Source organism: Arcicella sp. GW822-FHT02H01 (assembly GCF_058802005.1).
The window spans coordinates 101833-115467 of the sequence record NZ_JBXANT010000002.1 but is presented as its reverse complement, the minus strand read 5'-3'; the positions used below and the strand labels follow the sequence as shown (position 1 = coordinate 115467).

8 protein-coding genes are annotated in these 13635 nt (G+C 36.3%); all 8 read right to left on the bottom strand.

The annotated features are described in order from the left end of the window. Positions 1-2: 2 nt before the first annotated feature. The gene (locus AC1RNE_RS20840) at positions 3-1391 is read right to left on the bottom strand and encodes an alpha/beta hydrolase (protein WP_492803826.1); all 1389 of its coding nucleotides are present in this window, start codon (positions 1389-1391) and stop codon (positions 3-5) included. A 4-nt stretch (positions 1392-1395) separates the two neighbouring features. Further along, positions 1396-2526 (bottom strand): sialidase family protein, encoded by a 1131-nt coding sequence (locus AC1RNE_RS20835; protein WP_492803824.1) that lies wholly within the window; start codon positions 2524-2526, stop codon positions 1396-1398. A 49-nt stretch (positions 2527-2575) separates the two neighbouring features. Next, positions 2576-5332 (bottom strand): alpha-L-rhamnosidase, encoded by a 2757-nt coding sequence (locus AC1RNE_RS20830; RefSeq protein WP_492803823.1) that lies wholly within the window; start codon positions 5330-5332, stop codon positions 2576-2578. A 34-nt stretch (positions 5333-5366) separates the two neighbouring features. Then, entirely contained in the window at positions 5367-6554 is a 1188-nt protein-coding gene (locus AC1RNE_RS20825; RefSeq protein WP_492803821.1) for an ATP-binding protein, read from the bottom strand. A 109-nt stretch (positions 6555-6663) separates the two neighbouring features. Beyond that, the gene (locus AC1RNE_RS20820; RefSeq protein ID WP_492803819.1) at positions 6664-9438 is read right to left on the bottom strand and encodes a glycoside hydrolase family 2 protein; all 2775 of its coding nucleotides are present in this window, start codon (positions 9436-9438) and stop codon (positions 6664-6666) included. 2 nt (positions 9439-9440) lie between these two features. Then, complete coding sequence (locus AC1RNE_RS20815; RefSeq protein WP_492803818.1) at positions 9441-10853, bottom strand: sialate O-acetylesterase; 1413 nt, start codon at positions 10851-10853, stop codon at positions 9441-9443. A gap of 2 nt (positions 10854-10855) precedes the next feature. Continuing rightward, positions 10856-12700: an exo-alpha-sialidase gene (locus AC1RNE_RS20810; protein ID WP_492803817.1), complete on the bottom strand. Its 1845-nt coding sequence runs from the start codon at positions 12698-12700 to the stop codon at positions 10856-10858. A gap of 10 nt (positions 12701-12710) precedes the next feature. Next, complete coding sequence (locus AC1RNE_RS20805) at positions 12711-13634, bottom strand: glycoside hydrolase family 43 protein (protein ID WP_492803815.1); 924 nt, start codon at positions 13632-13634, stop codon at positions 12711-12713. Position 13635: the final 1 nt, after the last annotated feature.

Sequence of the window (13635 nt, the reverse complement as noted above, 5' to 3'; positions counted from 1 at the left end):
ATTTAATTTTTAGGAGCTTCTTCAAACATTTTTTCTAATGTTTCAAAACTTTTCTCTGCATTACTAGGAAGATTTTCACCCTTTTCTCCGAAAACATACATGGCTGGGAATGGCTCAATTGTCACCTTTGATTCATCGATATTTCCAGCTTTATCTTTCAATTTTTTCAAATCCAACTGGAAATTTTTCGCTAAGAAATCATACAATGCCATGCGTTTACTCTTTCCGTAGTCATGTCCTTCTGTTGGAAAATGCACATTTTTCACGGCATCTTTTTCGCCATAAAACCCATATATTTTTTGTAGAAAAGGAAATTCTGTTTCAGGCACATGCTGTGTCCAGTCTTTGCCATCCGATAAAATTAACTGTGGTCTTGGTGCCGCCATTGAGGCTATTTCAACATTATTTGTGCCATTACCACATACATGTACGCCCATACCGCTTTCGCAAGGACAACCCCCACTATGATAAGACGATAACATCACCACAGGCACGCTTAACGTAATTCTATCATCTAAAGCGGTTATCAACATCGTTTGGCTACCCCCACCAGAACCACCCGTAATGGCTACACGACTAGCATCTGCATTACTAAAAGAAAGTAACCAGTCTAAAATTCTAATGCTATTTAAAGCCTGAACAGACATGGCTATGCTTTTTCTGTGAAACTCTGATTTGAATTGTAATGTAGATTCTCCCCAAGCAAAAAGGTCGTAACTGAAAGCAATCGCTCCCATTTTAGCTTGCATCGCACAACGATACTGGCAATCTGCCCGATAACGTCCATCTCCAAAATGTCCATCTGGATTTAAAATCACAGGGATTTTACCTTTACTTTCTAAAGGCATATACAAAGAACCGCATACATATACCCCAGGGAGCGTCTCGATTGCTACATTTTCTATGGTATAGCCGTCCATTTTACGCTTATTACTGGTGATTACCTTACTCTGTGGTTTAGCTGGCAGTGGCGAAAGCTTCAAGGCGTCCCACATACAAGCTTTTAATTCTTCTTTGCGTTTTTCCCAACTTGCTTCATCATTATACAAAGTAGATAAATAGGCTAATTGTTGTTCACCTTCCTCAGGTGTTTTCAGATGATACTGATAGCTTTGAAGTTTATATTTTTTTTCGCCTTCTTTGGCAAACGTAATATCTTGCGACGACAATACATTGTTCATCGTTTTCTCAAAATCTGGTCTGAAACGCCAATCTGCATACGTCACCCATTTATCTTTTACCAACTCTTCGGGATAACGAATTTTTACTTTGAAACGAATTTCAATCTGAGCAATCACTTCTTTCAATGGTTTTTTGAAAGAATTATCTGCTGTTTGCGCCAAAGAAAAGTAGGTCAAACAGAGCAAGCAGAGTGTTTTTAGATATTTCATGAGATTAGTCTTTAGTAATTTCTCCTCCTTTTGGTGCTTCGTATCCTTTTAGTTGTGGCCATTCTCCATTGCTGATTTTCTTCAATTTTAGCTTTGAAGGGTCAATAACAGTATGTTTTATTTTCTTGCGTCGCCAAGTATAAATTACATGCACTAAGCCATCCGACGTTTGAATAATAGATGGATATGAATATTGACTAATAGGTGAATCTTCAATAATCAAAGCTGCGTACCATTGCTTGCCATCTTTGGTTAATGATACATTCAGTGGTGTTCTCGGACCTTTGGCTAAATCTCCTGGAGGTAACACATGATTATATACCAATAAATGACGACCATCTTTCAAGGTCACAGCATCTGTTCCTGAATTATTATTAGGCAAATTGGTTTTAGCCAATGGCGTCCAAGTTTCACCATTATCGTATGACCACGATTCAATAATTGCTCTGTCTCTGCTTCTTGCTAAAATTTGTAATTTGCCTTTGCCATAGTCTAAAATACTTGGCTGGATAGCATTGAAGGTTTTTCCATCACTGATGGGGCCAACGATTCTCCATGTTTTTCCAAAATCTGGTGTTACTTCAAAATGGAGTTTCCATCCTGAGCCTTCTGTACTAGTTGGACAAAACAAATTGCCATTACTTAACAACACTGGTTTATTTTTAACAGGTCCGATATAATTTTCTGGTAAAGCTCTTGCTGCTGACCAAGTAATACCATTATCTGAAGATGTTTTTAACCACCCTTTCCATTTTGCAGGACTAGGACCAATTTTATAAAAAAGCATTAAATCGCCATTTGGGATTTGATATAATACTGGATTCCAGCACGCATAGCGTAGGGTATCATTCACAATACCATTAGCCACGTTTTGTGGGGCTAACCATTTTCCATTTTCGTTTCTGCTTACCCAAATACATACATCAGGGTTTCGCTCTTTAGTACCACCAAACCATGCTGACACTAGCCCTTTGGGTGTTTCGGCAATGGTGGCTGCATGGCTTTCAGGGAACGGAGGATTTTCTACGACAAACTCATCTAATAATATTCCCGATTTCCATTTTTGAGCATTCGTTTGCATGGTGAAAAACACACAAACTGCCATTAATACCGTAAATAAGCTTTTTCTTAACATGATAATGCGTATTGAATTTTAATATTTTTAATGCCTGCTGTCAAAACAATTAATTAACATTGAAGGAATAATTACCAGAACTTACTTCCAATATCAACTTATTGCCTTCTGCTTTTATAAACTTCACTCCTTCTACTGATGCAATTGCTTTCCCACTTTCTGTGACTTGATTAAGTGAATTAGTAGGCAGATAAACTAAAGATTTAGTATTTACTGGGACACTGATATTCCATTGAAATTTATTCCCCTCTTTTTTCCAATCAGATTTGATGATGCCATACATACAGTGATATGAAGCCTTAGCAGATGTTAACCCTGCAATCATTTCAGGTTTCATTACGATTCTCTTGAAAGCAACTGATTCTTTGGAAGATTTGATTCCCGCTACATTTTCATAGTACCAGATAATCAAATCCCCTAATAACATTACATGGTTTCCAGAATTCATTTCTGGGTTTGCCTTATCACCATTCCAAAGCTCCCAAATAGTAGTAGCACCATTTTCTGCCATATATCCCCAACTTGGATAATCTCGATTAGAAGCAATCGTATAGGCTATATCTGGACGTCCGTTGTCACTTAATCCACGCATTAGCCATTGTGTACCAATCACGCCTGTACTGATATGTCCTTTGTTTTCGATTAAAACTTTATCAACAATACTCTTCCAAACTTTTGCTTTTTCATTGGCAGGAATCATATTATACATCAAAGGCAACAGGTTTGCCGTAACCGTTCCATTACTATATTGTCCATTTTTACTATCTAAAAACTTCTTGTTAAATGCTTTGATAATTGCTTGCTTGCTTTGCTCAAATGCTTTGATATCATCAGATTTGTGGAGTAAGCGAGCAAAATTTTGTATCACATCCAACAGCTTTACATAAGTGGCTGAAGCCAATAATTCTCCATCTGTTTGACGAGCAGGGTCTTTAGCATGAATCAATTCTAAAGACTCAGGTGGCACACACCAATCACCATACTTATCTTTTGTAATTAATCCATTTACCAAGTACTTATCTTGCATATAATCTATCCATTTTTTCATAGATGGATAATGACTTTTTATCGTTTCTTGATCACCAAACTGATGATACATCATATCTGCAATAGTAATGTAAGTGCCAGGCCAAGTAACATTATCACCATAATATCGCCAAAAAGCAGGGGCTACATCAGGGATACTCCCATCTGGTTTTTGTGCTTGCTCAATATCATTCAACCACTTCGAATACAGGCGAACGTTATCAAAAATAAAGCTTTCGCCATAAGCTCCTGTGGTTCTATCTCCTAACCAAGGTTGGCGTTCATTTCTTTGTGGACAGTCAACAGGCATTCCTTTATAGTTACTTCTGATACCCCAATAGGCATTTTTATAAATTTGGTTAATGGTTTTATCTGATGTTTCGAAATCTCCAATCGTTGCCATGTCATCATAAACAACTCTTCCATCAAAGTTTTCGACAGTTGGCACAGTCGGGAAACCCGTTATTTCTACATACCTAAAGCCATGATATACAAATGAAGGCTCCCACGTTTCTTGTCTTTCTCCTTTTAACGTATACACATCTGTTACTTTGGCGTCTCTTAAATTCCTCACAAACAATTCTCCATTACTTTGCAACGTTTCAGCAAAACGAAGACCTATTTTATCTCCTTTCTTACCAGTAACACGCATTCTTAACCAACCTGCCATATTTTGCCCCATGTCCAAAATATAAGTATTGGCATTGAAGCTTTTGATAGATATAGGTTTGATGGTTTCCATTACTTTCATGTTGTCCGTCATCTGCGCTTCAAACATTCCTCCTGCTTCTTGTACTAATTGTACTTTTAGCCAATTTTTATCTTCAAATCCTACCTTGTTCCAGTTAGGCATTTCTTTGGTAGCATCATACTCTTCGCCGTCATACTCATTATTTGTTCTGATAGGACCATCCGCAGTCACTTTCCAGCTTTCATCGGTTGATATTGTCTCCTTTGTGCCATCTGTATATTCTATATCCAAATTCAACAGCATTTTAGGATACCCAAATGTCTTGATTTTGTATGGTTTATAATCTTGACGCATGGTGTAAAAACGTCCATTTCCCAACACTGTTCCAATAACATTTTTATCTGCTTGTAAGAGTTTGGTTACATCAAAGGTATTGTACTTTATCCCTTTGGTATAGTCAGTAGGAACTGGGGCTAACACTTGGTCACCTACCTTTTGCCCATTCATATACAATTCATAAAGCCCCAAGCCTACTATATAAACAGTAGCTTGCTTGATACTTTTTTGGGCTACAAATTCTTTCCTAAAATACCTTGCTGAGAGTCTGGCAAATTGGCTTTCATTATCCCATTCAAAAGAACGGTCGAGACCAATCCATCGCCCTTTCCAATCTACATAATTCAATAAGCCTATGCTCCAAAATGCTGTTTTAGACCAAGCTGATTCCCCCTTATTTGTCCAAGTTTTTATTTTCCAAAAACATCTTTTCTTGCTCTTTAATGCTATTCCTGCGTATTTTACATGAATAGATTCATCAGATAATACCTTCCCTGAGTTCCATAAATCGCCTTCGTCAGCAGCTAGTTTTTCAAGTGTAGAAGCTACCAAAATTTGATAGGCAACTTGCTGTATATTTCTTTGGGAAGCCGTAATTTCCCAACTTAATCTAGGTTTTACTACATCTATTCCTTCAGGATTTACTAGCATTTCGCAACGTAAATTTTGCACTTGGATGCCTGCATCTTGTTTATTAAAAGAAGTAAACAATACGATAGCGACAAAAAGGAAGATGTGTTTTGTAATTTTCATTCTTTTATTATCAATTGATATAAATCTTGTGGTTTTATTGACTGATTAAACTTCCTCCCCAAACAAAATCTTTGAAATCATTAGGAGATTGATGCCGTCCAACTAAATAATAAGTGTCCAATCCCAAGCTTTTAGCTCTGTTTTTTAATATTTGTTCGTCGTGTGGCGTCGGTGTTTCTTTTACTTCTATTGCTTTTTTACCCTCTAAAATAAAATCTATCTCTAACCCTGTTTTCTTCTGATAATACTGAATTGAACCTAGATGACTTAACTGTAAAGCAATTGCATTTTCAAAAACTTGTCCGCTACTTACTTGTGCCAATGCTTGTAATAAGCCCGTATCTGCTAAGTATATTTTCTCTTGTTTTGAAAACTCCTTATCCAAACTTTGCGTAAATGCTCCTACTGATTTTATAAAATATGTATGTTCCAACAAACTTATATATTCTTTTACTTTCGCACGATTTATACCCAGCACAGCACCTAATTTGCTAAAATCTAATCTACTACCTGTTCTTACAGCCAATAATCTTACTAATCGATAAAGGTCATCTGATGCCGAAAAATCTGACAATAACCTTATGTCTAACTCAATGTAGGCATTAATTACATCTCGTAAATAAGCTTTTTTATCCTCTTCGGTTTCAGCTAAAACAACTTCAGGAAATCCTCCAAAACTTAGAAAATTTTCATATAATGCCTTCCATTTAAGGTAAATACTAAGATGGAAGGGAGCTTCAGCAAACTGTTTTAAAAGTGTTGGACTTTCTCCTTGGAAAGCGACAAATTCCGCAAAATCCAAAGGATACATCTCAAAAATTCTCTTTCTGCCAGCCAAACTTTCTGAAAAATGGTTCTTCAAATAGAATGAACTAGATCCCGTAACAATGAATTTTGTACCATAAGTGTCATATAGGAATTTTATCACACTTGTACTTTGGTTTACCAACTGAATTTCATCTAGTGCAATTACAGCTGGTTTTGAAAGGTCAATCCCTTCTATTGCCAAGCCAATTTCAATATCTTTCGTATTTGTTTGATTGAGCAAATAACGGTTTTCAACCCTTTCCAAATCCAAATAAACCTTATTATTATGTGGTACTTGTGTCAATAGATATTTCAAAGCGGTTGACTTTCCAACCCTTCTCATTCCAGTTATTACTGTGGCTTGAGGCTTTGACAAATGCTCTAATAATGATGGAAATATATTTCTGCGTATCATAAATGCAACTTTTTGCTTCTAAAATTTACAAATAATCATACTTTTTGTCGAATTTCCAATCAAATTTGCATATTTAATGGTTTATTTTACAATAGACAATGCTATTATTCTACTTATTTCCCGAAAAGTCAAAGTATAAAATCAATTCTTTGGCTCTAGCTGGTTCTTTTTCGTAATCGTAATAAATATTTTTCATGCCCATCGGACCAGAATTTTCCGTTTTGTTGGTTTTTGAACCAATTCCTGCAATACCCTGTAAAAATGAAATATCCCCGTTTGGAAAATTGATTTGATAATTTTTATAAGGGTCTTGTTTGAAAGCTGGTGTGAACAAACGGAAGAAAATATCTTCATTTTCGGTAACAACAGTAAAATTTTGTTCTTTGCCTATAAATTTACACCAATACATATTTGAGTGATATCCCTTAAATTCTGGATAGATAAAAGGAATTTCTCCTGTTTCGGTAGTATTATATTCTTTTTGCCAAACCCCAAATTGATTTCCCTTCATCCTATTTTTCCACACCCTGAAAGGGCCATTTCCCATGTATTCTACTCCTTTAATGGCTGTTTCAAGAAAGGAGAAATTCACACCAAAAAAGTTAGTAAAGTAATCCCCTGGAAAATAATTGACTTTCATTTTTATCCAGCCAGATGGATAAATTGTCCACTGCAAAGTATTATAACTATTTTTCCTATCGAAAGTGGATGTAATGACTAAATTATTGTTTTCAAATTGGTAAGCGAAGTTTCTAAAATTAGTAGCCCCTTCTTGCACAATGGGACCATTATTAAAAGGAATAATGCCTTGTTTATTCTGTACTTTCTGTAAAATTCCTGTAAACTTATTAATCGATACTGCTAAATCTTTTACTGAAATGGTGTAAAGAGAATCTATTTCTACAAGCTTCGCTTTTTCATTTCCATCAGTCTTTATTATAGTTTTGGCTATTTTTTCTGGCAAAGAAATCTTGAAACTCCAAGTAAAAATTTCTTGGTTATTAAAATCCTTGGCTGTTACATACAGCACATCATAAGCTTGCCAATCTGTCGGAAGGGATAATTTAATGCTTCCTTTTTCAGATGGTTTAATATTAGAAGGAACAATAGACCCCGATTTTTCTATTAGATTTTTATTATCAAATTGTTTTAACTTCCAAGTGAAAGTACATTCATTGATATTAGAAAATGAATAGCGATTTTCAATATTCAATACACCATCAAAAGCAGGTGTAATTTCTTTAGCTTCAAACTTTATGGGACTCCATACTTCTTTGATGGTAAAATAGCTTCCTTCCTTTTCACGATAAGGTCCTACTATTCCATCTGCTGCATGATTACCGTCGGTATCCAATATGCCATTTTTGTCAGTTCTTACAATACCTTGGTCTACAAAATCCCAAAGGAAACCGCCTGCTGACAAAGGACTTACCCACATTTTTTCCCAGTAATCTTCCAAGCCTGCTCCATGACCACCATCGTACATTCCATGCAAAAACTCTGTTGGCATTACAATGTTATGCCCATTATCGTAATTCCCAATGCCATAATTATATTCACGGTAATGCTGGGTATCAAACCCTGCAAAAGCTTCCCACGCATGAATCACTGGACGCTTTTGAATATCTTCTTGTGGAAAAATTACATCTAATTCATAATTATGTCCGCCTTCATTACCATTAATCCAAAAAATAACAGCAGGATGGTTTTCATCATGCACCATTAATTCTTTCAATAATTTGGTTCCTGTTGGCGTATCATAATTGCCATGCCAACCTGCCAATTCATCCATCACATATAACCCTAAGGAATCACAAACATCTAAAAAATGGTCATCTGGTGGATAATGTGACATCCTAACGGCATTCATATTCATGTCTTTCATCAGCTTCACATCCAGTACACTGATGTCCTTGCTAGTAGTCCTACCAGAAGTAGGCCAAAAAGAGTGACGATTTACTCCTTTAAACTTAATTTTTTTTCCATTTACGTATACACCGTCTCTTTGCTTTACTAAAACTGAACGAAATCCAAATTTCTTTTCTACAGTATGAACAACTTTGTTCTGGTCAAGCAGGCTTACAATTACTTTATAACGATTCGGTTTTTCAGATGACCATACAAGAGGATTATTTACAAACGTTTTTAAGACTACTGTACCATCTCCTTTCGTAGTTTTCGCTGTTATTGGCAAGCTTACTTTCTTACCGTCGAGTGTATAAATTTGTGCTGAAACGGTTTGATTGAGCTGACTATTTTTCAAGTAAACATTTGCCTTAAAATTCCCTTGTGCATCAGCATCCAACGCTACTCTTTCGATGTGTTGTACTGGCAAAGCCTCTAAATACACTGGTCGAAAAATACCTCCAAAAATCCAAAAATCACCTTTTCTTTCCGCTTCATTGACAGAAGCATTGTTTGAGTGTTTTGATACTGTTACTTCTAAAAGATTTTCTGTTCCAACGTTTACCAACGTACTAATATCGTAGCGAAAAGCATAATAAGAACCTTCGTGAATCGCACCCGCAGATTTACCATTAATTTTCACTTCTGTATCTGTCATTGCTCCTTCAAAAACAATGTTGATACTTTTTCCCTTCCAAGTAGTAGGGACAGTAAAAGTATGTTTATAAAGCCCCTTTTCTTTTCCTCTTGAACTGTCTTTGGCAAAACCATAATTATATTTTCCAAAACCTTGCAATTCCCAGTTAGAAGGTACAGGAATAGTCGTCCATTTTCCTGAATTTCTCCCTGCCGTGCAGAAAAAATCCCAGTTAACAGTTTTATCATTTCCTGTTCCAGATAAATACAATTTCTGTGTTTCTTGTGCTTGAACAAGCCAAGAAGTCAAGCAAAAAAATATGGTTAAAAAGGTAATCTTCATTATTACTTTGTTCTAAAAGGACGGGCAGGTAAGCCTTCTTGATTAAATAAATTGGGTTGAGCAGCTTCATCCCAAGCAAAACGTACATCTACTGGCTTTGAAATACTTGATGAGGAAACCAATACTTTATTATCCTTGATGATAGCTTGTGCATCTACAAAATTTCCATCTTCACCAGCAATTTGAAAATTAGTTAAAGCTTTTCCATCTTTACTGATTAAGCCACTTCCTATTTCTTCAAAATCTAACCGAATTACGCCGTCCTTGATTTTCATTTTCTTAAATACTGGACCTGAGGCTACTATGCTTTTCATGCCATAGTCGTTATGCAAAGCGACAAGGGCTAAACGTCTTCCAATTTCCCATTTATAAGGAGGATGAATGTCTTTGATACTATCGACCAAATCTGTGGTAATAATCATTCCAGTATTGGGAACTTTCAACACATTGGTCTGAGCCTCTCTGAATTCTGGCAAAGTTTCTCTGGTTAATACCAATTTCCCTTTTGACTCCGAATAAGTATGAGGGGCAATTTGAACATAGTTAAAAGGCATTTTTTTATCTCCCCAAGCTTCCCTCCAACTATTGATTAATGTTGTTAATTTTTGAGTATATTCTGTCGTTTCCGTTAAAAAACAATTCGTTTCGCCTTGATACCACAAAAAGCCTTTTAAGGCAAATGGGATTAATGGGCGAATCATCGGTTCAAAAAATTTAGCAGGCTCGCCTTCTACTTTCTGCCCTTTAAAATACTCAGATTCAGCAAATGCTTCTTCCGAAATCCAAGGCTCTATCCTACTGCCAGGAATAGCCGAAGATATCATCCCGATTGGGACATTTAGGTTCTTATGTAATTCTTTGGCAAAGAAATAGGCAGCCGCTGAAAATGAACGTAGTGCAGAATCTTTAGCAATACTCCAACCACGATGCAATGAATCTGGCTTAATTAATTCTTTACGATTGACTGAAAAAATACGGATGAGAGGGTTTTTAGCAAAATCTAGTTCATCTACAGGATTCTCAATTGCTATGTTTGACCTTTTTACTTTGCTATTTTTTCGCATAGTATATTCCATGTTCGATTGCCCCGAACATAGCCACACTTCACCTACCAAAATATTTTGAAGTTTGATAGTATTCTTTCCAGTGATAATGAGTTCAGCAGGAGTACTTGATGCCTTCAAGGGTTTCAATACCACTGCCCACTTTCCATTTTCATCTGCAAAAGCTGTTTTATCTTGTCCTGCAAACTGAACATTTACTCTTTCTCCTACAGAAGCCTTCCCCCAGATTGTCAAGGGTTTATTTTGTTGCAAAACCATGTTATGTCCCAAAATGCGGGGCAACACAATTTGTGCTTGAGCATTGATGGTTAGCAGACAAAAAATAAAATATATAAGAATGTTTTTGAACATAACTAATAAGCACTTGTTTTGAATGATTTGATGATGAAAACTGCTTCTTTGTCTAATTCTCCTGCATTTTTCAAATCATAACTTTGGTCTGTTGGAGTATCTGAATCAGGGAAACGACGAATTTCACCCGTTCTGAATATGACTCTTTTAAATGATGCTACTGGCGCAAAAAAGAGTTTAGTTCCTTTGCTTTGTCCGTTTACAAACACGTTAAACATTCGTTTGTGTCTATCCAACTCTATTCTAATAGCATATTCTTGCCCAGCTTCATACTTCATGATACCAGAATTTCGGTAACCCACTTTGGCTTTAAAAGCACTATCAGCATCAAATATTAATCTTACTGCTGGTGTGCCTTTGGCATCTACAAAGTCTATGTGCAATAGTCCTTTATCTGATTGTTGAGGAATAATGGTAAACTCTACAGCTACTTTCTTAGATTCTGGAATGACTCTTTCAGCTTTGGCAAAATCAAATTTATCTTTATCTCTTAAAACCAATGCTTTTGAACCATCACCAATTTTTTCGATAGCCACAGGGGCATAAATAGGGCTGAAAATATTCCAATACTTTAGCTCCTCGCCATTTTTCATGGTAGCGAAAATTTCGTTAACATGGTTTTTTACTTCGTCGGTTACAGGCACTGGTACTTTACTAACCCAAAGGTCTTCTTTATTCATACTGTAGGTAAGCCACATATTTCCATCAGGCACTACGCCATCACCTTCAATGATTCCACGCACATATTGCGGTCCATAAGACTTAAAGTTTCCGCCATAACGCATCGAAGAAATCTCACCATTGACCAACAATAAATTAGTATAATTTAAGCCATCCTTGCTAGTAGAAACAGCCAAAGGCCAGCGAAATTCAGAAGGATTATACACGGTAGCATATTTACCATCCGATGTTTTTTGTCCCCAAATTTTGGCATTACTATTTACAAACCCTGGCGCTCTTAATGGATTATACTGCCAAGTTTTGCCTTCGTCCGTACTAATTGAAGTAAGGGCATGTTTCCATAACCCTACTACCCTATTATCAGGCAAATGATAATAACTAAATGCTTTGGCTTCTCTTTTCAGAGGAATCAAAGGGTCATCTCTATCGGCTTCTTCTACCCATTGTTGCATCATTAAAGGGGTAGCCAATAATTCGTCACAAGCTTCTATGAATCCTTTGTCTTTACTGGCTGTATATAAAGGATAAATAGATTTACTTTTATCCCATGAAGCATTGTTTCTAATAAAATATATTTCTCCAAATTTACCGTCTCCCAAAACCTCTCTCACTACCCTTCCAATACCTTTCCCATCATTAGGGTCATCTTTTGCATCCATCGTTATGCCATAGTAAGCTAACGTCAATAAACGTTTTTTCTTGGATACAAAAAAGCCCATTCGTTGGTGCATGACGGCATATAAATCTTTGGCAACCCCTTTATATCCTGCTTTTGTCCAACCGTCTGGGATTTTATAAGGTGGAAAAATAACCGTTGGGGTCGACCAATGATAGCCATCTTTTGAGGTTAACAATAGGGTTTGTCCCGGTGGAATGTGTTCTCCTGACGGATTGCTCAAGTATTGTAAATAAAAAGTGTTGTTCCAATATGCTAACATTGGTGCATGATTGTACGTCCAATTATTACCTCCTGCTAATACAGGATTTTCTCTATTCGCATGAAATACCTGAATATTGTGTACGCCAACCGCAGGACTTAGTTGTCCGTGATGATAATCTACATTTGAAAGTGTTTCTCCAGTATAACGCACTGTATCCTGAGCCTTCGCAATTGTAAAGCTCAAGACGATAGACAAACAACTTAGTATATATTTTAATTGATTCATATTTATCTGGCTATTGTTTGGTTGGCTGAACCTCTTTTTGTAATGATTTAAAAATGCTTTTTTTAACTTTAAAAATGGTTCCATGTTTATGTCCTTCAGGAATAGCAGTTTGTGCTGATACTTCTGTAAAATTTTTAAAGTCACTCGTTTTCATCGAACCATAGTTTTTATCGTGATACGAATCGTAATAAATTAACCAATCATTCCCTACTTTCTCTACGCTTGGTCCTTCTGTAAAATTTTTCGTAAAGGGTGCTGAAACATTGGTATAAGGTCCAATGGCACTTTCGCCAAAAGCTACTTTAATGTTTCTATTTGGACGAGTGTTGTCTTTTAAAACTAATACATAATCTTTTGCCTTCCGTTTTACAATCACCGCATCTATCACACTAAACTTTGGGTCAATTAATAATTTAGTCGGCGAGAAGTTTTTAAAATCTGTCGTAGTCGTATAATACATTCTATGATTATTATCTTCTGCTTCTTGGTCTTTTGGAAAACGAAACGGAATACACGAAGCCCAGATGATAATAAACTGTTTGGTTTCGTCATCATAAAATAATTCAGGAGCCCATACATTTACAGTAGTAGGTTCATGTTCCATGACTGGTATCATTTTTTGTTCAGACCAATGGATTAAATCCTTTGAACTAGCATAACCAAAGCCTTTATCCCCTTTCCAGCTACTCGTCCAAACTAAATGAAAAGTGCCATCTGGCCCTTGAACGATGGATGGGTCACGCATTACTTTTTGATTTCCAATAGTTGGTTTCAAAAAGACATGATTCATATCTGTCCATTTGTAACCATCTTCGCTATATAGAAATCGTAATCCATCAGTTGCTGGCTCATGAAATGAACTAAACATATATACCTCTTTCGAGCATGACCCCAAGCAAAGACTGAGCAATAATATTCCAACTATTTTTTTCATG

Excerpts from the sequence above, each read along its gene's own strand:
- AC1RNE_RS20805 (WP_492803815.1), bottom strand. The coding sequence starts at position 13,634 with ATGAAAAAAATAGTTGGAATATTATTGCTCAGTCTTTGCTTGGGGTCA.
- AC1RNE_RS20835 (WP_492803824.1), bottom strand. The coding sequence starts at position 2,526 with ATGTTAAGAAAAAGCTTATTTACGGTATTAATGGCAGTTTGTGTGTTT.
- AC1RNE_RS20830 (WP_492803823.1), bottom strand. The coding sequence starts at position 5,332 with ATGAAAATTACAAAACACATCTTCCTTTTTGTCGCTATCGTATTGTTT.
- AC1RNE_RS20810 (WP_492803817.1), bottom strand. The coding sequence starts at position 12,700 with ATGAATCAATTAAAATATATACTAAGTTGTTTGTCTATCGTCTTGAGC.
- AC1RNE_RS20815 (WP_492803818.1), bottom strand. The coding sequence starts at position 10,853 with ATGTTCAAAAACATTCTTATATATTTTATTTTTTGTCTGCTAACCATC.
- AC1RNE_RS20825 (WP_492803821.1), bottom strand. The coding sequence starts at position 6,554 with ATGATACGCAGAAATATATTTCCATCATTATTAGAGCATTTGTCAAAG.
- AC1RNE_RS20840 (WP_492803826.1), bottom strand. The coding sequence starts at position 1,391 with ATGAAATATCTAAAAACACTCTGCTTGCTCTGTTTGACCTACTTTTCT.
- AC1RNE_RS20820 (WP_492803819.1), bottom strand. The coding sequence starts at position 9,438 with ATGAAGATTACCTTTTTAACCATATTTTTTTGCTTGACTTCTTGGCTT.